This window comes from Serratia sp. JSRIV002 (genome assembly GCF_019968725.1).
In the GTDB taxonomy this organism is placed as follows: domain Bacteria; phylum Pseudomonadota; class Gammaproteobacteria; order Enterobacterales; family Enterobacteriaceae; genus Chania; species Chania fonticola_B.
Genome location: NZ_CP074143.1, coordinates 2,946,470 through 2,966,066 on the forward strand (window position 1 = coordinate 2,946,470; position 19,597 = coordinate 2,966,066).

The 19,597-nt window shown below is 52.5% G+C and carries 14 protein-coding genes; 7 read left to right on the top strand and 7 right to left on the bottom strand.

Annotated features, from left to right (window positions below):
* The first annotated feature begins 28 nt into the window (after positions 1 to 28).
* Positions 29 to 853 carry an AraC family transcriptional regulator gene (locus KGP26_RS13935; protein ID WP_021804461.1) on the top strand — a complete coding sequence of 275 codons (825 nt, stop codon included), beginning with the start codon at positions 29 to 31 and terminating at the stop codon, positions 851 to 853.
* 107 nt (positions 854 to 960) lie between these two features.
* Positions 961 to 1,926: a DMT family transporter gene (locus KGP26_RS13940; RefSeq protein WP_094981742.1), complete on the top strand. Its 966-nt coding sequence runs from the start codon at positions 961 to 963 to the stop codon at positions 1,924 to 1,926.
* Positions 1,927 to 1,996: 70 nt separating this feature from the next.
* On the opposite strand, the gene fusA is transcribed toward KGP26_RS13940, so the two are convergent.
* Entirely contained in the window at positions 1,997 to 4,102 is a 2,106-nt protein-coding gene (gene fusA, locus KGP26_RS13945) for an elongation factor G (RefSeq protein WP_223665583.1), read from the bottom strand.
* A gap of 465 nt (positions 4,103 to 4,567) precedes the next feature.
* On the opposite strand from fusA, the gene KGP26_RS13950 reads away from it, so the two are divergent.
* Positions 4,568 to 5,113: an Ail/Lom family outer membrane beta-barrel protein gene (locus KGP26_RS13950; RefSeq protein ID WP_223665584.1), complete on the top strand. Its 546-nt coding sequence runs from the start codon at positions 4,568 to 4,570 to the stop codon at positions 5,111 to 5,113.
* Positions 5,114 to 5,374: 261 nt separating this feature from the next.
* Positions 5,375 to 6,853 (top strand): alpha/beta hydrolase, encoded by a 1,479-nt coding sequence (locus KGP26_RS13955; protein ID WP_223665585.1) that lies wholly within the window; start codon positions 5,375 to 5,377, stop codon positions 6,851 to 6,853.
* Between the two features lie 958 nt (positions 6,854 to 7,811).
* On the opposite strand, the gene KGP26_RS13960 is transcribed toward KGP26_RS13955, so the two are convergent.
* The 3 genes from KGP26_RS13960 to KGP26_RS13970 all read right to left on the bottom strand — a co-directional run bounded on the left by KGP26_RS13960 (position 7,812) and on the right by KGP26_RS13970 (position 10,727).
* Positions 7,812 to 9,539: an ABC-F family ATP-binding cassette domain-containing protein gene (locus KGP26_RS13960; protein ID WP_223665586.1), complete on the bottom strand. Its 1,728-nt coding sequence runs from the start codon at positions 9,537 to 9,539 to the stop codon at positions 7,812 to 7,814.
* 384 nt (positions 9,540 to 9,923) lie between these two features.
* Complete coding sequence (locus KGP26_RS13965) at positions 9,924 to 10,154, bottom strand: helix-turn-helix transcriptional regulator (RefSeq protein WP_021804454.1); 231 nt, start codon at positions 10,152 to 10,154, stop codon at positions 9,924 to 9,926.
* A gap of 12 nt (positions 10,155 to 10,166) precedes the next feature.
* Complete coding sequence (locus KGP26_RS13970) at positions 10,167 to 10,727, bottom strand: DUF2975 domain-containing protein (protein WP_223665587.1); 561 nt, start codon at positions 10,725 to 10,727, stop codon at positions 10,167 to 10,169.
* Positions 10,728 to 11,075: 348 nt separating this feature from the next.
* Here KGP26_RS13970 and KGP26_RS13975 point away from each other — a divergent pair, with 348 nt between their 5' ends.
* The 3 genes from KGP26_RS13975 (at position 11,076) to kch (ending at position 15,385) form a co-directional block, all read left to right on the top strand.
* A complete protein-coding gene (locus tag KGP26_RS13975) occupies positions 11,076 to 13,502 on the top strand; it encodes a DUF3772 domain-containing protein (RefSeq protein ID WP_223665588.1) in 2,427 nt (808 codons plus the stop codon).
* A gap of 13 nt (positions 13,503 to 13,515) precedes the next feature.
* Complete coding sequence (locus tag KGP26_RS13980; RefSeq protein ID WP_223665589.1) at positions 13,516 to 14,124, top strand: class I SAM-dependent methyltransferase; 609 nt, start codon at positions 13,516 to 13,518, stop codon at positions 14,122 to 14,124.
* 76 nt (positions 14,125 to 14,200) lie between these two features.
* On the top strand, positions 14,201 to 15,385 hold the full coding sequence (kch, locus tag KGP26_RS13985) for a voltage-gated potassium channel protein (protein ID WP_209523050.1): 1,185 nt from the start codon (positions 14,201 to 14,203) through the stop codon (positions 15,383 to 15,385).
* Between the two features lie 43 nt (positions 15,386 to 15,428).
* On the opposite strand, the gene KGP26_RS13990 is transcribed toward kch, so the two are convergent.
* The 3 genes from KGP26_RS13990 to KGP26_RS14000 all read right to left on the bottom strand — a co-directional run bounded on the left by KGP26_RS13990 (position 15,429) and on the right by KGP26_RS14000 (position 19,591).
* Positions 15,429 to 17,075 (bottom strand): UbiD family decarboxylase, encoded by a 1,647-nt coding sequence (locus KGP26_RS13990; RefSeq protein ID WP_223665590.1) that lies wholly within the window; start codon positions 17,073 to 17,075, stop codon positions 15,429 to 15,431.
* Positions 17,072 to 18,646 (bottom strand): GMC oxidoreductase, encoded by a 1,575-nt coding sequence (locus KGP26_RS13995; RefSeq protein WP_223665591.1) that lies wholly within the window; start codon positions 18,644 to 18,646, stop codon positions 17,072 to 17,074. Before KGP26_RS13995 ends, KGP26_RS13990 begins: the two co-directional genes overlap by 4 nt.
* Positions 18,647 to 18,712: 66 nt before the next feature.
* Positions 18,713 to 19,591, bottom strand: a complete 879-nt coding sequence (locus KGP26_RS14000; RefSeq protein ID WP_223665592.1) for a hypothetical protein — start codon at positions 19,589 to 19,591, stop codon at positions 18,713 to 18,715.
* Positions 19,592 to 19,597 lie beyond the last annotated feature (6 nt).

A 19,597-nucleotide genomic window follows, 5' to 3' on the forward strand; every position in this document is an offset into this window, starting at 1 on the left:
ACCTTAAAACGTAACAGGAGCCAGGGAAGTGCAAGGTGTGCCAGAACAGTTTCCGTTTGAGAAAGATCGCGCCCAGTTTCGGCATTTGCCGCAGTTGCCGGGCGTGGAGCTTTATCAGGCCCATATCGATCGCTATGCGTTTGAGCCACACGCCCATGATGCGTTTGGCATCGGCACGGTGGAAGCCGGAGCGGAGCGCTTTCGCTACCGTGGGGCACAGCATTTAGCCGCTCCGGGTGCCTTGGTGCTGATGAATCCGGACGAGCTGCATACCGGTGAAGCGGAAACGGCAGGCGGTTGGAACTATCGGATGATCTATCTGGAGCCTGCGGCGCTGGAGCGGATTTCCGGTGAGAAGGGCTGTTGGTTCAACGACGTGATCCACCATGATGCAGTGGCGGCCAAGCGGCTTTCGCAAACGCTGGCGGCGTTATGGCAAACCCGGGACACGTTGGCGCTCGATAGTTTACTGCTGTCCGTCGTTGATATTTTGCGCCCTCATGCTCGTATTGCTCAGCCGCAGCAGAATGAAGCCGCTCACCGTATGGTGATAGTAAAGGAGTATCTGCGGGATAACTTTGCTTTACCTATTACGTTGAGCGATCTGGCGGCGCTGGTCTCGCTCAGCCCGTATCATTTCCAACGTAAATTCAAAGCGCAATTCCATGTCACCCCACATCAGATGCTGATGGCGATCCGGCTCGAAAAGGCCAAGCAGATGCTCGGGCGGGGAATGCCGGCGGCCCAGGTGGCCGTAGCTGTGGGGTTAAGCGATCAGGCACATCTTACCAAAGCGCTGGTTAATCGTTACGGTGTCACGCCTGCGCGCTACCAAAAGCAGGTGCTGCGTTAACTTCTGCCGCGAAAACGGGCGTAAAACAGCAACCTGGTACAATATTCTGCCTCCACGTCCCTTTATCCTGACACCACTTGAGAACTGCTTTTGATGATGGAGTCACTATGTTTGCCGGTGTGATATTTGCCCTGATTGCCGGGCTGATGTGGGGCCTGATCTTTATTGGCCCGGTATTGGTGCCGGACTATCCAGCCGCATTGCAGTCCACCGGACGCTATTTAGCCTTTGGATTGGTTGTGTTACCGCTGGCCTGGCTGGATCGTCGCCGTCTGCGTCAGTTGCTGGCTAAAGATTGGCTAGAGGCGTTAAAACTGACCGCAATCGGCAATCTACTGTATTACCTATGCCTGGCCAGTGCGATCCAACGTACCGGCGCGCCGGTATCGACCATGATTATCGGCACGCTACCGGTGGTGATATCGGTCGCTGCCAATCTGTTTTATGGCCATCACGACGGCCGTCTCTCCTGGCGAAGATTGACTCCGGCCTTGCTGGTGATTGCCCTCGGGCTGGTGCTGGTCAACGTTGCGGAACTGCAGGGGAATAGCGAGCCTATTGATGTCTGGCGTTATACTAGCGGCTTGGGATTAGCACTGTTAGCGGTGGCGTGTTGGACCTGGTTCCCTCTGCGTAACGCGCGTTGGTTACGTGATAACCCAGATAAACGACCCACGACCTGGGCCACGGCGCAGGGGATTGTGACCTTACCTTTGGCGTTGGTGGGCTATTTGCTGGTTTGCGGACAATTGGCGCTGACACAGCCGCAGTTCGTGCTGCCGTTTGGCCCCCGGCCACAGGTGTTTATCCCGTTGATGATTGCTATTGGCGTCTTGTGTTCTTGGTTAGGTACGTTGTGTTGGAACGAAGCGAGCCAGCGTTTACCGACGGTGCTGCTTGGGCCGCTGATCGTGTTCGAGATCCTGGCAGGATTGGCCTATACCTTTATGCTGCGCCATAGCTGGCCACCACTGCTGACGCTATGCGGTATTGCCTGCCTGACGGTTGGGGTGATTTACGCCATGCGCATCAAGCTGGAGCCGATGGTGGTTGCGTTAGAGGAGACACGTTAAAGGCTTAGGGGCGCCGTATGCTGCGCTCGTCGAAATATGAGGCTACGGGTTTCCCCGTAGCCGTTATCATTTAACGTTTGCTGTGGTGGATAATCTCTTCGGCCACATTGCGTGGAGCTTCTGCGTAGTGGCTGAACTCCATGGTGTAGGTGGCACGGCCTTGCGACATGGAGCGCAGGGTGGTGGAATAACCGAACATCTCAGACAGCGGCACCTTGGCATGGATCTCTTTGCCTCCGCCACCAGGGATATCCTCCATCCCTTGCACCATTCCGCGTCGTGATGACAGATCGCCCATCACGTTACCCGCGTAATCCTCCGGCGTTTCCACTTCTACCGCCATGATCGGCTCGAGGATCACCGGGCTGGCCAGGCGACAGGCCTCCTTAAACCCAAAGATAGCCGCCATACGGAATGCCTGCTCGGAGGAGTCCACATCGTGGTAGGAACCAAAGGTCAGATGTACTTTGACATCGACCATCTGATAACCCGCCAGCACGCCATTATTCAGCGCCTCCAGAAGGCCTTTTTTTACCGCCGGAATATATTCACCGGGGATCACGCCGCCTTTGATCTCATCAAAGAACTCAAAGCCTTTACCGGGCTCATTGGGTTCCACCGTCAACACCACGTGGCCATATTGGCCTTTACCGCCGGACTGACGCACAAATTTGCCTTCTACGTCGGTCACTTTCTGGCGGATGGTTTCGCGGTAAGAGACCTGCGGTTTGCCGGTGTTGGTTTCAACGCCAAACTCGCGCCGCATCCGGTCGACTATGATCTCAAGGTGCAATTCACCCATGCCATAGATAATGGTCTGGCCGGAGTCTTCATCGGTGCGTACGCGAAGCGAAGGATCTTCCGAAGTCAGGCGTTGCAGTGCAATCCCCATTTTCTCCTGGTCGACCTTGGTTTTTGGCTCGATGGCCTGCGCGATAACCGGCTCTGGAAACACCATGCGTTCCAACGTGATAATGGCATTGGGGTCGCATAGCGTATCGCCGGTGGTCACATCCTTCAGGCCCACACAGGCGGCAATATCCCCAGCGTGCAGCTCATCAACTTCTTTACGATCGTTGGCGTGCATTTGCACGATACGGCCAATACGCTCTTTTTTGCCTTTTACCGGGTTATAGACGCTATCGCCTTTGGCCACGATGCCGGAATAGACGCGCACGAAGGTCAACTGGCCAACGAACGGGTCGGTCATCAGCTTGAATGCCAGCGCCGAGAATTTTTCATTATCATCGGCCTTACGGGTGATAATGTTATCGCGTTCGTCATGGCCTTCCATCGGCGGTACATCCAGCGGAGAGGGCATAAGTTCGATCACCGCGTCCAGCATGCGCTGGATCCCCTTGTTGCGGAATGCCGAACCGCACAGCATTGGCTGGATCTCACCGGCAACGGTGCGGGCGCGCAACCCCTGAACGATTTCCTCATTGGTTAATTCGACCTGATTGAGGTATTTGTCCATCAGCGCTTCGGAGCCTTCCGCCGCAGCTTCAATCATCTTGTCGCGCCACTCTTGGGCCTGCTCGAGCATCTCTGCTGGGATCGCCTCGAAGCGGTAGGTCATACCCTGAGTCGCTTCATCCCAAAAGATGGCCTGCATGCGGATCAAATCCACGACGCCAGCAAAATGGTCTTCTGCACCGATGGGGATCACGACCGGCACCGGATTGGCCTTCAGGCGCTCGATCATCATATTGCGCACGCGGAAAAAGTCCGCGCCCGTGCGGTCCATTTTGTTGACGAAGGCCAACCGTGGCACCTTGTACTTATTAGCCTGACGCCACACGGTTTCAGATTGCGGTTGCACGCCGCCGACCGAGTCATACACCATCACGGCACCGTCCAGCACGCGCATCGAACGTTCCACCTCAATGGTGAAATCGACGTGCCCGGGGGTATCGATGATATTGATCCGGTGCTGAGGATAATTATGCTCCATGCCGTTCCAGAAGCAGGTAGTGGCGGCGGAAGTAATGGTGATCCCGCGCTCCTGTTCCTGCGCCATCCAGTCCATGGTAGCGGCGCCGTCGTGGACTTCGCCCAGCTTGTGACTGACCCCGGTGTAAAACAGAATCCGCTCGGTCGTCGTGGTTTTGCCGGCATCAATGTGCGCCGAGATGCCGATATTGCGGTAGCGTTCGATGGGGGTAGTGCGTGCCATAATCAACCTTTCTTAGCCTTGTGGCGTACGGCTTTAACAGTTTACGTAAAATGATATCCCTTAATGGGTTATCAGCCAGGCCATGATCAACCATGTTCTACGGCCTCAGAGTAATCGTAGCTGATGGTATTGACTTTATTAACCTATGACTGTGATAGGTCGTTTAAAAATCAAATACTACAGGTCACAAGGTTGTTCTGCGGATGGCACTTGCCAGGGTGTGAAAGGGGGCAAACTGAACGGTCACACAAGAAATTTCCAGCAAGCCATATAAATAACGTTCAGGATGCCTAAAAAACAATCTGACTTGCTTGTTGCTATCAATTTTTCTGTAGAGGAATTGATATTTATGTGAAGTAGATCGAGACATCCCACAAACTTCATGGTTAAATTCCGAATTCGCTCAAATAGCACATTATTTTATTGCAGAGCGAATTTTATTGACTCATGGATTAAGAGATTAACATGCAAAAAAAATATTTATCAGTACTTCTGGCTGGCGCAATGGCGTTGTCTTTCGGCGTTCAGGCTGCAGGTGAAAGCACCATTTCTTTAGGTTACGCTCAGAGCCACGTGAAGGTTGATGGCGACAACCTGAATGAGAACCCAAAGGGTTTTAACCTCAAGTATCGCTATGAAATTGATAACAATTTAGGTTTTATCACTTCATTCACCTACACCACGCAGTCGTATGATTTCTATTATGGCAGTAACAAAGTGGGCGATGGTGATTTAAAATATTACTCACTGACTGCAGGCCCAGCTTATCGCTTTAATGACTATATCAGCGCCTACGGCTTAATCGGTTTTGGCCACGGCAAGGCGACATCCAATATCTCTATGCGGGGTTACTCTTCTAACACCGACGAAAGCAAGACCAGCGTTGCTTACGGTGCTGGCTTACAGTTTAACGTAACCCCTAATATTGCTCTTGATGCTCATTACGAGTATTCAAAACTGGGTGATTTTAAAGTCGGTACCTGGACCGTTGGTGCTGGCTATCGTTTCTGATAGAAATGCCCTAAAGGGTTTTGAGGGGGCAGTGCTACGCCATTACTGTCGGTAAAAATGGTCTGGCCTTCTCGAAACCTCGGAGCCGCCGCTACCCGCGTCGGTTCCGGTTTTATCCTCCTTCAAATGCGTTCTTTTTCAATGACCCTTTCTTGCCGCTTGGTATAAGGTTCCCTCGATACTCCTTCCATGATCTGTTGGCAGGCGGTTTAATGTATCGACGTTAAAATCCAGAATAACCGTTTGCTGAAAGGACTCGTCATGTCTGCGTTTCGTGTTCTGTTTTTGCTGGCCGTGGTGCTCCAACTGCCAGCCTATGCCAAGCCTTTGGTCAAACCAACCGGCACTGCACCAGGTTCCATTCAATGGCAACCCTGCAACAGCATCGCCTTTCAGCACTGGTTCAGCGATGGCCCGCCTCCGGCCGGGTTACAATGTGGCTATGTCGACGCGCCACTGAGTGACCAGAATGCAGCACAAACCGTTCGGCTGGCTCTCACGAGGTTACCTGCGGTAGGCCCAAAAAAAGGCAGTGTGGTGATCATCGCGGATGGACCTGGCTCGCCAGGGCTCAATCCAAAAATTGCCGAGCAGGGTCCCGCCTGGCGGTTGCAAAAATCTTACGACATCATTGGCTATGATCCGCGCGGCGTGGGGCAATCGACACCCAAAATTTCTTGCCAACCAACAGCCAGTGAGGAAACACCGTCACCCGATGAAAACGATATTCCTGGTGCAGAGCAACAGGCACGGGATAGGGTGGCGGCCTGCATCAAGCAGACTGGAGCAGACGTGGTGCAACATATAGGCACCCACGAAGCTGTTAACGATCTTGATACCGTTCGCCGGGCGTTGGGTGAACCCGCGTTGACCGCCGTGGCGTATTCTTACGGTACCAAGGTCGCGGAGTTGTATGCCGAGCGCTTCCCCAAGAAAACCCGCGCGTTGGTGCTCGATGGCGTAGTGAACCTGAAAGAAGATGACTTTAACCAACGCATCAATCAGGAGCGAGGTTTTCAGCAAAGCTTCCTGCGTTTTGCCGATGACTGCGAGAAAAGCGGCTCATGCCCATTAACCAGCGAACCCAACTTGGCGATCCAGCGGTACCACAGGATGCTGCGCAAATTGCACGATGCTCCTTTCGTTACTCCGTCGGGTTATGAAATCTCTGCCGATGATGTGATCACTCTGACGCGTAACCTGTTGCCCTGGCGGGAGCGTTGGCCCGAACTGGCCACGGCCTTGCGTAAAATTGATGAGGGCAAAGCCGATGATACGGTGACTGATCTTATCGACGAAAGCTATACCCCAGACGCTGATGATGCGCGAATGGTGATCACCTGTGCAGATATGGCGAAGCCTGATACCGACCAGCAACTATTACGCCGGCAGCGCCAACAAATCAATACAGCAGCCTCGTTTCCCAATTACTTACCGCTGCATGAGTATCCACTCGAGACCTGTGATTTCTGGCCATATCCTGGCCATCTGGAACAACCCCATGCTCCAGTACTTTCTACCGCTCTCCCGCCGTTGTTGTTCGTTACCCAGCGCTATGACCCGGTTACGCCATATCGTAATGCCCGTGAAATGGCTTCGAGTTTTAAAAGCCCGCTGATTACCCGCGAAGGGGATGGCCATACGCTGGCGTTGACGGGCGTAGACAGCTGTGTGGATGATGCAGTAATAGATTATCTGTTGAGTCCAAAAAAGCCACGACGGGATAAAACCTGCCGTTGAGCGTGGGTTCTTTGGGTAATGATATGTGCCTCCACGAGGCTGACAGAAACACGACTCAGTAGCGTTCTAAAACTACATTCTGGGAGGGAAATACTAAGTTATGTCAGTAGGGGCAGGACTGCGATTTTTACTAAGGTTATTCTGCCCCCTGATGAAGTAAAGGATCAGGCTGAATGTCTGGTAGGGATACAGATTTTCCCGTTAATGATGTGCGCATCCCGGCGGATCCACTCATTAACTTTGTAGACACTGGTTCTGTGCAATTGTGCGAATGTCTTAATATCGCCGTCATGCTTTCTATATATAAACTCTCTGACACTGGTCAATGTACAGTTCTCCATGAAGTGTGGCTTCCTAGGTGAAGGGTATCTGGATATCTATTATTAGGTTGGTACTGTTATAGGATAGAGCGTAACATAAAGTTTTAAATACGTGAATTAAACTTTGCTGTTATATACGATATTTTATCGATCTGTTTTTTAATTAGATACGCTTAGGTGATGAATAAATACATGCTCAGAATGACATAATAAATAAAATAAAAATTTATTTAAAATCAATTGGTTGTCGTTTTCCATTGTGATCGAGCATTGCGATCTTAGATGGCTGCATACTGAAATCTATTAATAATTTACATGGGTTTGTCGATAAAAAATATTTTTCCAACCTGCTTTATTGCAATAAATAATGCACAACAACAAAATCAAGAATAATCCTAATATATTAAGTGGGATTATTCTTGGATAACAGTGAGCTTTCTGAGTTTATTCCTAGTTAAAAGCAGGTAGAGGGGAGGCCTTACGATTTATCTGAATTTTTCCATCAAGATGTCGTTGATGATCAACCCCATCGTGATTTGTTAACACTCCATGAGTCTGGATAAAAGACTCATGGATGGCGCGACCAGCAGATGACCGAACTCAATTTGGTTCATACGCTAGTCGCGCGCATAGTTGGGTTAAATCAACCCAAGTTTGCCATTAATCTCCGCGATCTCGCGCCGCCATTGCTGCTGCAACTGCGGCTTTTGATGTTTGGGTTTACGCGTTAAATCCTCCTCAAGTTTGTGTTCCAGAGTAACCAGAGTCGCCAGCAGGTGATCTTCATTGGTCGATATCGCAGGTTCAGCGACCAGCTCGTGTTCAGGGGATATCACCAGCTCAGCATTACCGACACCACCCAGGGTGGTATAGATGGATGAAAGATCGTGCCATTCTCTCAGTTGGCGATCGTCTATCAGCCAGTAGCGATTACAGCTTTGCTCCATCAGCGTCCGATCATGGGTGACCAGCAGCACGGCTCCCGCAAACTGTTGCAACGTTGCGGCCAGCTCTTCTTTACCTTCCATATCCAGATGGTTGGTTGGTTCGTCGAGCAGCAACAGTGAGTAGTTGGCCAGAGTAAGCGCAACAAACAGTAACCGCGAACGCTCGCCACCGCTCAGCGTAGACACTTTCTGTTGATGGCGCAGGTAAGGGAAACCGGCACCGATCAGCGCCATCTTCCGTTGATCTTCGGTCAGGGACGCGAAGTGGCACAGAGCATCGCTTAACGAGTCCTCATCGTTGAGCTGTTGCAGACTCTGGTCGTAATAACCTATACGCACGCGAGGGTGAAAAATCGCCCCTTGGCAGCTTGCTTGCTGGTATTGCTGCCAAAGGAAGTGAAGTAATGAAGACTTACCACAGCCATTACGGCCTACTAACGCGATGCGATCGCCACTTTTTACCTGGAGATGATCCAGACTGAACAGCACCGGCGCGGTGGGAGCAGGGCGAATGGCTAATTGCTCCAACGCCAGCAGTCGATCGGCAGGCAGTGCTTCACCACTGAGCCGGAGCCGCCACTGGTTGCCTGCGCTCAAGGTGGTTTGCTTGTCTTTTAATCGAACCACCTGTTTTTCCATCTGCTTGGCTTTACGCGAGAGATCTTCGTTGTCATACACCTGGCCCCAGACAGCCAGGCGTTTGGCACTTTTCTCTACGCGATCAATTTCCTTTTGTTCAGCCTGATGGCGGTGCTCATCAGCCAAGTCCTGCTCTTGGAGGGCGATGCGCGCCTGCGAACAAGGCAAACGGAAATACTGCAGCGTTTTGTCACGCAGGATCCAAGTACAGTTGGTTACGCTGTCCAGTAACCGGCCGTCGTGGGAAACCAGCACGAAGCTACCGTTCCAGCCATTGAGGAATTGCTCCAGCCACAGCAGCGTCGGCAGATCCAGATGGTTGCTGGGTTCATCCAGTAGCAGCAAATCAGGTTGGCGGATCAGCGCCCGGGCTAATAACAAGCGGGTATGCTGGCCACCGCTCAGGGTGCCGGCCGTCAGATCCCATGCTGTTCGGTCGAATCCCAGTTCAGCGAGTAACACTTCTCCTTGCCAACGTTCAGGCTGGTGTTGCCCATCAGCCAGGCCTGTGAGCACTGCCTCCAACAGAGTGCAGTGATACAAGGCTTCGGGCAGGTGTTGTTCAACCCGAGCCATCAGGCAATGGTGTGATGGGGTGACAGTACCCGCGCTGGTAGGCAGATCGCCACTGAGAATTTTAAGCAGGGTGCTTTTGCCACAGCCGTTATGGCCAATTAAACCGATGCGGTCGCCCTTTTTCAGGCTAAAGGAAACCTCAGCCAGCAGCGGGCCGAAAGCGGTATCAATACCAACAGATTGTGCAGAAAGTAAAGTCGTCATGGTGCTTACTCAAGGTTACAGGCATGCAGATGCCTATCGTCAAAAAATTGCCGACGATAACCCGGTAAGCCGGAGGGAAGAACTTTGATGTGAGTAAACTTCGCTCAAGCTTAGGTTATCGGAGCACGATACCGGTAATGCTTGAGCAGCGACGATCGCCAAGGTGATGTGAAAGTATAAACAATTCACAAGACAGCATTGGGGACCTCCTTTTCATAATTATAGGTTGATAGGTGAATGGATTATAAAGGGGATTGGTGGTTTCTGCTACTGGCCTACCTGTTAGTTTGAGACGACTAACAGATCTCCACCGGCTCAGTAGGTAGGGCGCTGCATGCTGCGCCCGCTTGGTGAAACAATGGGTTGGGTTACGTTTTGGGCCGATCACTCATCTTCTGCGTAGATTTCTGGGTCCTGAATATGTTCCAGCACGTCCCCAGGCTGGCAATCAAGATAGCGGCAGATAGCATCCAGCGTAGCAAAACGTATCCCTTTCACCTTGCCTTGCTTTAACAGCGAGAGGTTTTGTTCGGTGATGCCGGCTGCGGCGGCCAGGTCTTTGGATTTGACTTTGCGTGTGGCTAACAACACGTCTAGCCGGACGATGATCGACATAATGGGTTAACCTCATACGAACTGTTGATTTTCATAATGCAACTTGCTGGCCTGTTTCAGGATTTGTGCAATGACGGCAATACAGGCCGCGAGAAACAGGGCAACAATATTCCCTGTATCGATCCCTAATGTCACCATCCGTTGGCCAACAGGCTCATGCATAGTTATCCAATAGCTGAGAACGGGCTGGCACAATAACTCCAAAATCGTCCAAAGGGCGACATATTGACCCATTTTCCCCAAATGGTGCGCCGCTGTACCTGAAAAATAGGCACGTTGAGCATAGGTTTGGAACAGCTTGCGTAAATGATACAACCCGAGTGCCAGTGCCAGCAGCGGCACGCTCGAAAAGATAATGCCACCGGCAATTTGCCACCAGGGGAAGAGGTATAAATCAACACCCAAGGCGCTGATTAAATCGTTTGAGATGGAACCATGAAATCCGTAGCCATCATTAGCAGCGAGGCTTGGGAATAACCAATAGGAAGCATTAAACAGCAACATGGCGAGTAACAAGCACAATGTGATGGTGGCCATACGTTGGCTGAAGCGGGTAAGGCGATCTAATGTCATAAAAACCTCAAGTCGTTGAATGGAAATCGCAGTGACTTTAATCCATTAGTTATCGTAAAACAATAATAAATTATCGAAATGCGATCATGTAATGATTTTTATGTTCATAAAACGACCGTCTGGCGGTTTCTTTTTGAGCTGTAAACGGTTATGGAGAGGGCGCTATAGGGGGGTAAATAAGGGCAAGTGAGGCGTTAGCTAAAATTTCTACTAACCTTCTAGGATTAATGCGCTTTTTCACTGAATAGCTTGTTATTATACTCATCGCTTATTGTTGATCAGGCGCAGTGATATTCATCATTTCGCCTGTTGCGTTTATCGCCAACCCCATGCTGAGCATTCACCGTTATGATCAAGTCATTACAGATTTTCCTGTTCACCTTTTTGTTATTCGGCTTACCGCTGGCCCCGTTAGCCAATGCAGCGCAGCAGAATGCGGCTGCGGTTGAACTCAGCCCGCAGGAAATAGCGGCCTCACTGAAAAGTTATCAAAAACAGCTGGATACGATTAAACAGCAGGTCTCAAAGGCGGGTTCTGATGGTCAGTTGAACAAACTGTTTGACGCCACGCAGGTCTTGGCCACGGACGCAGAAAAGCTGACTACCGATCTTCAACCCATGCAGGTGAAGTTACAGGCACAGTTGGACGTGCTTGGCCCGCAGCCTGAACCTGGAGTAATGACCGAAACCGCCAGTGTGGTGCAACAACGCAATACGCTCAATAATGCCAAAAAACAGTTGGACGATGCCGTAAAACGCTCGCAAGCCATCAGAACGGGGGCGCTCGACTTAGGGCAACAAATTACCGATCTGCGCCGCGTGGCCTTCAAATCCCAGTTGGCGTTGAATACCGGCAGTATTCTTAGTTCGCAATTCTGGTTACCAGAGTCTTCTTCACAGGTTGAGGATTTAGCTCGTCTTAATGACTTTAAGCAGCAACTGGAGCAAACCCTGGAAGCCAGTTGGCAAGACGAATGGCGCTACGGGACGATAGCTCTACTGATCCTGGCTGCGGCTTGCTGGTCTCTCGGGCGTTATTTCGTGGAGCAGTTTTTTGCCTGGGTGTGTATCCGCTATTTACCCGACGGCCGCTTGCGCCGCAGTTTTATGGCATTAATGACCGTGCTGATCACGCTGTTTGCCACCACGCTGGCGCTAAATCTGCTGATTTCTGCGTTTGCTCGTGTTCAGCCGCTGACGTCTCAGGTTCAGGATTTCGCTGATGGTTTTATGCAGTTGGGGATTTTCTGCGCGCTGATCGCGGGATTAGGCAGGGCGTATCTTTCGCTGAGCCGCCCATCATGGCGTCTGGCGCAGATGGATGACGCCATTGCGAGCGGCATGCGTTTCCTGTCGCCGTTATTGGCCGGATTGGCCATGGCTTTTGGCACCGTGGAACTGGTTAATAACGTGATTGGTGCCAGTCTTGGCAGCACGGTGCTAGGTAATGGTCTGGCTACCGCATTGATGGCATTAATCTTGTTCGCAATACCGCTTCGGGCACGCCGTATCCGCTATAAGCTAGAGCAGCAGGGGATGCATCTGGAAAAACGCTCGGTGATTGCCGGGATAGTCCATATCGTTATTGTGGTATCGGCAAGCGTGATCCTGTTATCACTGTTGATTGGCTATGTGGCTTTCGCTCGCTTCCTGACCTATCAGTTGATTTGGGGGGCACTGGTACTGATGGCGTTCTATTTCCTGGTGATCTTTGCTACCGATTTCTGTACGGCCATCTTTTCCCCCCAAACTGCCAGCGGGCGGGCACTGAAAAAATCGCTCCACTTTAAAGATCGTCATCTTGAGCAACTGACCGTCATCTTCACGGCGTTGTCCAAATGTTCTTTGATATTGTTGATGATTGTTGCCCTGATCAATGGCTCTTTTGGCACCACCACGCCCAACTCCTTGTTGCAAAAGATTGTTGCCATCCTGAGCGGCGAAGGCCTGAAGCGGCTGAATATCGTGCCAAGCAACCTGCTCAATGCGGTGGTTTGCCTGGCGATCGGTATCTATGTTCTGCGGGTCACGCAACGTTGGTTAAGCCATGAGCTGCTGCCAAAAACCATCAGTGATATCGGTATCCGCGCCTCGCTGGTTACCTTGTTCAGCAACGTCGGCTATGTGCTGCTGATCCTGATCACGCTGGCGACGTTGGGTATCCAGTGGAATAACCTGGCCTGGATCGTGAGTGCGCTATCGGTAGGTATCGGTTTTGGCCTGCAGGAAATCGTGAAGAACTTTATCTCTGGCCTGATCCTGTTAACTGAGCGCCCGGTTAAGGTCGGGGATATGATCGGTATCGGCGGGGTTGAAGGGGATGTACGGCGCATCAATGTACGCGCCACCGAGATCCAACTGAGCGATCGCTCGACCATGATAGTGCCTAACTCTCAGCTAATCTCGCAGAACGTGCGTAACGCCACCATGGGGAATGCTCAAGGGGTGGTCACCGTCGCGCTGACTTTCCCCACCGATATCGATCCCGAGCAGGTACGCAACGTGTTGTTGAGTGCCTACCATGAACACGAATCCATTCTGGAAACGCCAGCCCCATACGTTCGCTTCAGCCAGCTCGGCCCAGACGGGATTATCCTCAGCGTGACCGGTTACGTTGCCAGCCCACGCATGGTCGGCTCTACCAAGAGCGATCTGCTGTTCAATATTTTGAAGCTCCTGCGTGCCCATAATGTCAACCTGTCCAGTCCGCAAGAGGTGGTGTTTATGAAACACCGAGAAAAAAGTCTGGTTGATGAAGAAGAACATTCATCCTGATGAAGGAACGCGGATGAGTAACTCAATGGCCGATAACATCATCGGCATCTATCAACGGCATGCCGGGGCGTTTGAGCAGAAGCGGTCCACCACGCTGTTCGAGCAACCCTGGCTGGAGCGCTTCCTGAGCCTGTTACCCAACAACGGACGGATCCTGGATATTGGCTGCGGCAACGGCATGCCGATCGCCGACTATTTTATCCGCCAGGGCTTTCAGGTAACGGGTTTGGACAGTTCGCAGCCGATGATCGACCGTTGCCTCCAACGCTTCCCGGAACAGCGCTGGGCTGTGGCCGATATGAGAACCCTGTCGCTAGCAGACAAATTTGATGGGCTAATTGCCTGGGACAGTTTTTTCCATCTGACGCGTGAAGATCAGCGCCAGATGTTTAACATTTTCCGGCAACATGCCAATAGCCAGGCCGCATTGATGTTCACCAGCGGTACCAGCGATGGTGAAGCGATAGGGACATTTGAAGGCGAAGCCCTTTATCATTCCAGCCTGGCACCGAAGGAATACCGGCAGTTATTGCAAGAGCAGGGATTCCAGGTGGTCAGTATGGTGGCCGAAGATCCCGACTGTGGTGGGCGAACCGTCTGGCTGGCGCAACTTGGCGAATGATCCCTGCATCACATTCAGCTACAGTCCACTATAAATAGGCCATCGGCCAAGTCATGGTGTTGAAATGATGAAAGTTATGAAAATCGTGAGAGTAATAGAAAAATACGTACCACCAACGTTTATCCTGGCGTTGATGGTTGCGCATAATGGGTACTTGGTACTCAGCCCGATCCTGTGGCATGGGCTGCAACATTCTCAAGATTTTGTGGAAAATTTCAGTTCCTGGCAACAGGCGCTGGGCTTTCTTGATGCGATGGATATTCCCCGCTTTATGATTGGCACCGTGCTGTTCTTTATGGCGGGTATGTTGCTGTTAAGGACGCGTATTGCCTGGTTTTTCTCGTTACTGCTGCTCAGCTGCATCGTCATCGTTGATATCGCTATCTATAAGCAAATCACAGTGTTGGCAGGGTATTCACTGGTTACCCTATTGGGAATGATCATCTACTGGCGCCGTTTCGACCAACGTAAGCTGGCGAGTACCAGTTTTTTTGCCGTCACCAGCATAGCCTCATTGATTGTCTACAGCATGTTAGGAACGCTGTACATTGGCGATCAATTCACCCCCGCGGTCACCGACTTACCTACGGCGTTTTATTTTGCCGTGGTCTGCATGTCTACTGTTGGCTTTGGCGATATCATTCCGCATACCACTGCTGCGCGAATGTTCACTCTCACGGTGATTATCTTTGGCATTACGGTTTTTGCCGCTTCTCTGGCCTCGGTTGCTGGCGTGCTAATCAGTCAAAATCTTCAACGTATTATCAAAGGGCGGTTCTCTCACATGGTTCGCAAAAATCACTATATTATTGTTGGTACCTCTTCATTGGCACAAAATGTCTATCAGGGATTGATTGAAAGCGGCGGTAACGTGACCATTGTTTGCGAGCCAGGCAATAAGCAACATTACCCTGACCATGCGGATGTGGTTGAAGGCGATCCTTCCGCCGTTGCGACGCTGGCATTAGCCGGGGCAGAAAAGGCGAAATACATTGTTGCCTTGACCGAGAGCGATGCGGTTAACGCTTTCATCATATTGGCAGCCAAAGAGGTGGGTGCGGCAGACACCAAAACCATCACGTTGGTCAACGAAAGCCAGAATATGAACAAGATCAAACGCGTCAAACCCGATGCCGTACTCTCACTGCAACTGTTAGGTAGTGAGTTGCTGGTGCGATCGCTCAATGGTGAGGTGGTTAATCACGATCTCAATATTGATGCGTTTTTCAGCAACGGTGAGGGTGATAACAAGGGCAGGTAACCGGGTTGTCCCCGCACCGCCGAAACGGTGCGGGGACGGTTTTTTAGCGATCAAATCCCCATTCAGACCATTTGCTTTTGATTTTCTCCTGCAGCGGCAGCGGATAATTGGTGGCAAAGCTCAATACCTGCTCCAACGGCTGGTTAACCTGCTGCTGGATCTGCAGGCAACTGTAGGCCACCAAGCCGCCGCGCCCGCGTAGTTTGGTGGCTACATCCAGGTAAATCTGTAACCCGGTACCGTCGGAGTCATATTGCGGATAGTGAAACACGCCTTGCACCGGGTTATTGCGTGTGGCCAATGCCCAGGTCACTTTGTTGCTGTCATCAGGAGGAATATCTTCGCCTACGATGATCAGCTTGGCGGTGGTTTTACCAATATGGTTGGTCCAGAACACCTCAGCAATCTTGTCGATAAAGGCTTTGACCGTCATGCCGGTGATTTTATGCCAGTCGTCACGTACCCGGATCACCAGCCAGTGGGAAGAGGCCTCCAGCGGGCTGAAACAGTCGATGATCGGCAGACCGGACTTTTCAAAATACACTCTGGCGGTGGCGGATAAACAGAAGCAGCCGAGCATCAGCGTAGAGTCGATCGGAACACCCGGAATGCAGATCGGCAAGATAGCCTCATCGCGGAAGGTGACACAGGTGATTTTCGCCAGTGGTTTCAGGCTGGACTGGTTGGAAAGGTAGCCGGGGAACTCGCCAAACGGGCCTTCAGCCACGGATTTATCAGCGCTGACATAGCCTTCGATGATGATTTCACATTCGGCAGGTACCAACACATCGCAAGTTTCCGCTTTCACCATCTCGATGCCGTGGCCAAGGAACGCCGAAGCATAGTTGTACTCATCATGCCAGGCAGGCGGCGCCGCAGAAAGCAGCATGGTGACCGCCGGGGGTACCCCAAGGGCAATCACAAACGGACAGTCTTTCCCCTGGGCCGTCCACATATTGTAGATCATGCCGTTATGCTGGAAAGGCAGCCACAGGCCGACAATATTGTTCTTCGAATAATGCGGACCATTACCGTGCGCTACGCCGACCGAACTGGCATGAGGCGGTTTTGGCGTTGGGTTATTCTGCGGCCGTGAACCGGCGATCATCGCCCGGCTGAAGGACCAATTGGTCCAGGCGTCCTTATCTACCGTGTAGGCGTCCTCCGGTACATGTTCACCCGGTGGAGTACGCACCATGATGGCTCCGGCTGTCTGGAAATAGCGGCCACCGTCGCCGTCGTGCAGGATAGGGGCCGGGATTTTGGTCATATCCACCTGATCGCCCACCCATTTGTTTTGCTTGCACGGGGCAGTAGCCGGATCGACCATCACTGGCGGATGTGGCTCCTGACCGATGGCATCCAGAAAAGCATCCTGGATCTCCAGCAACTGGGCATCGTCCGGCAAACCGAGCATCAGCGCCAGACGCTGCCAGCGTTTACCCGGCACGCGGCTGACCGTCGGGCCCATTTCTGCTGCCCGAAAACCGGGTGCGCCCTTCACCTTGCTAAACAGCGGCATCGGGCTTTCCGTTTCGCAGGCGTGGCGCAGAATGGCACCGATCTCCAGATACCAATCCACCTCGTCGGGGATCGCCACCACCTCTCCCTTGCTGGCCAACAGTTCCAGATAGGCGCGGTAGGATTTGGGGACTTTCTGCACATCAATTTTCAGTTTACGTCGCTTCATTGATTTTGATCCTGATGTGGGCCACTGAGTTCATCGGCCAGGGCGAAAGACTGGGCTACGCCGGTCAGCGTTGGGTTCCATGAGCCAGGGCGGGGGAACAACATGCTGCCCAGCCCATATACGTTTGGGTAACGGTGCATCTGACCGTTGAGGGAGGTGACCGAGGTGGCCGGATCATCCCCCATCCATAAGGTGCCAGCTTCATGCACCAACCCCTGATTGCGAATATTGTCTGGCGGTGAAGGTTCCCAGGTGAAGCTGCCGTCCGGGTTATTGTGCTGGTACTCCAGAGGGGCATCTCCGGCAAGAGCGTACATCACGTCATAGGTGGTTTTATCCATCGCATCCCAGAACTGACGGTCGGTTTCCTTCATCTGGATATACACCTCGGCCTCGCCCAGCGGGTTGGTCGTGACGTAATTCCACGAGTTTGCCGAGCGTTCCCCGAGGAATTCCCCCATCGAATGCAGCATGATCACCACGTAGTCAGGATCCTGATAGGTGGCAACGGCTTCTGGTGAAGAAGCATCTGGCAGAATGCGATACAGCACGTCGTAGCTTTCTGCGGGTTGCGGGTTATGGACCACGCTGATGTGGGTGTGCATCAGGCGGTTGGTGGTTTTATCGATGCCGGGCAGGTAATAGGCCACGGTTTGCAACTGGTTGGTCAATGCCGGCAGGCTGCTGGCGGGGATACGGGCGGCCAGCCAGGAACGGATATGACCACACAGGTTTTTCCCCACCAGTTTATCGTCAGGGAAAGACTTGGTGAGGATAAACCCGGCTTCCAGCGTGTTGCAGGCCAAAATCACTTTGGCGTTGCCGACGCTTAGTGACCCTTCTTTAGTGATGACTTCAGTGACAACGTCACCTTTTGTAATCAATTTTTCCACTTCGGCATTAACCACTACCTTGAGTGAGGCGTAAGCCTGCACATCATTCACCAGTACCGAAATGGGCGAGAACTTGGCCCAATCCTCTGGTGCCACTCCCTGGCCAGTTGCCATGGCCGAGTCCAAAGCGCTCGGGCTTGGCTGCGGCTTGGCTCCGCTGATATTGGCCAACTGCGAGAACAGGCGCTCACCCATAAAGCGATTCAGTGACTGGTTGCGATTGCCGGGGATGTCCAGGGAGTAGCGCCTCCCCATAAATTCGCCGGTGGGATACCACTGATTATCCAGACGTTCGATCGCCTGTGGTGGCCAGTCCGGCATTTCGCTGCTATCGGGTTGCGGTGTCCAGGCGTTCCAAAACAGCGCGCGGCCGCCGACATAAGGGATCTGCGGCATAAAGTTGAGGCTGAGTTTCATATCGGCAGAGCCATGGTAGGTCCATGGCCGGATACCCACGCTGGTGTTGAGTTTGATGTAGGCCGGTGGAATGTTCTGAATATGGTCGGGGATCAGGTAATCGCCTTTCTCCAGCACCAGAATGCGGGCCTGGGGATTATGTTGCAGCACCCGGTGGGTAAAGCTGGTGCCATAGGCACCGCCACCAATCACGATATAGTCAAAAGACTGCCCCTTGATCTGGGCAAAGCGGGAAAAGTAGATATTGTCGACTTCACTCATAGTTGGCTCCCGGAACGTGACATGCGAAAAATCATCCCCGCCCCGAACCGGCGGCGGGGCAAACGGCTATGGGTAATAGGCGCGGCTTTGAATGGCCGCCGGGGCTGAGTTGAGGGTTTGTACCGCCACCGGGGCGCAACCACCGATCAACTGCTCCAGATCTTTACGCATGGGGTGGCTGCTGGTCCCCAGCACCAGTTTTACTGCCTCAGCGTGGCCGCTGTTGAGGAAATAGGTATTCATCGCCTGCAGGATGTTCCAGCGGCAACCGATCAGTTTGTTGTCGTGAACGCCATATTCGGTAATCGGCGAGATGTTGCCCGGGATCGACTTGATGCCCAAGGTGTTGACGATGCAGGTGAAGATTGCGGTGTTGGCATCCTTGGGGTCGTCCACCCGGAAGCCCCAGGTTTCTACCCACTCGGGTTGATAGACCGCAGAGTTGGTCCGCACCGGATTTTGCGAGGCCAAATTGACCTTGAAAGTGGTCTGGAATTTAGGCTCGCCAAACAGCTGCTCACCGGCGGCGATGGCGATGGGGGCATCGCAAGGCACCCAGACGCGATGATTGCCGTACAGCTTGGTTTGATCGCCGTCCTGGATAAACTCCTGATAGCCAATCGGGGCCAATTGGTCTTTACGGTGCTCAGGATAGGCGACAATGTTGAGCTCCAGCTCCTGGGTGATCGCCGCACCGCTGCTGCCCCATTGCTCCGGCGGGGTATTGAGGCCAGAGGCAAACTGTCCGGCATACAATTGGAAGTTAAAGCTCACCATCGCCTTGTCGCCAAACCGCGCCGGGCTAAGCCCGGTTCCCTGCAAATAAGGTTCCACACGGCTCAATGGCACCAGATAATACACGCCAACGTTGGTCAGTGAGGCGTAGTAGAACGGCATGGTGAACGGCGACGGGATGCTGGGTAAATCATTTTGCTGATTAGACATGTGCGT